1 protein-coding gene is annotated in these 945 nt (G+C 74.9%); it reads right to left on the bottom strand.

Annotated elements, in window-relative coordinates; genetic code table 11:
* Positions 1-729: NUDIX hydrolase (locus tag ACOV8S_RS02250; RefSeq protein ID WP_448315781.1), on the bottom strand; the 729-nt coding region annotated here is incomplete at its 3' end.
* Between the last annotated feature and the right edge of the window lie 216 nt (positions 730-945).

Here is a 945-nt window from a genome sequence, read left to right as displayed (position 1 = left end):
TTCCTGGTCCCCACCGGAGGCACCACCACCCGGCTGGGCGGGCCGGCCGCCCTGCCGGGTGGTGGTGCCTCCGGTGGGGACCAGGAAGCCGGGCGTACCGGTGACCTTGCGGTGGAAGTTGCGCGGGTCGAGCGCGACGCCCCAGACCGCCTCGTAGACACGGCGCAGCTCACCGACGGTGAACTCCGGCGGGCAGAAGGCCGTGGCGAGCGAGGAGTACTCGATCTTCGAGCGGGCGCGTTCCACCCCGTCGGCGAGGATGTCGGCGTGGTCGAAGGCCAGCGGGGCGTCCTGTTCGGGACCGGAGGGGTGCAGGAGCTCCTCGACAGGAGCCCAGCGGGCGTCGCCCGCGTCGCCGCCGGCGCGCGGGGCGGGCAGGTCGGGCGCCAGCGCGAGATGGGCGACGCTGACCACTCTCATCCGGGGGTCCCGCCCCGGGTCGCCGTAGGTGGCGAGCTGCTCGAGGTGGGCGCCGTTGTCCTGCGGGGGCTCCGCGGGAACGGCCGGGTCATGGGCCCGCAGCCCGGTTTCCTCGAGCAGTTCGCGTGCCGCGGCCTGGGTCAGGTCCTCGTCCTCGCGCACGAAGCCGCCGGGAAGGGCCCAGCGCCCCTGGAACGGGGGCTCGCCACGGCGGACCGCCAGCGCGCACAGCGAGTGACGGCGCACGGTCAGCACCACCAGGTCGACGGTGACGGCGAAGGGCGGGAAAGCTGACGGGTCGTAGGGCATGCGGCGATCATAGTCGTCTCACTGACGATAAACACTGCTTCGCCCGCACCCCGAGCGGGAGACCCATGGTGGGCACGCACGCGGCCCCGTGCGCGCCCGCCGAACCGGTGCGGCTCCGCGGGGCCGTGTGCCTCTGCCCGCCCGGCCCGGCCCTCCCCGCTCCTCACCTGTCGCCGCGTCTCCTTCCGTCGTGGGCGCGCCCGCGGAGCCCAGGCC

The sequence above is a fragment of the Streptomyces sp. CO7 genome (assembly GCF_053474865.1).
Note: the sequence above shows the minus strand (reverse complement) of the source record. Positions and strands in the feature narration are given on the sequence as shown.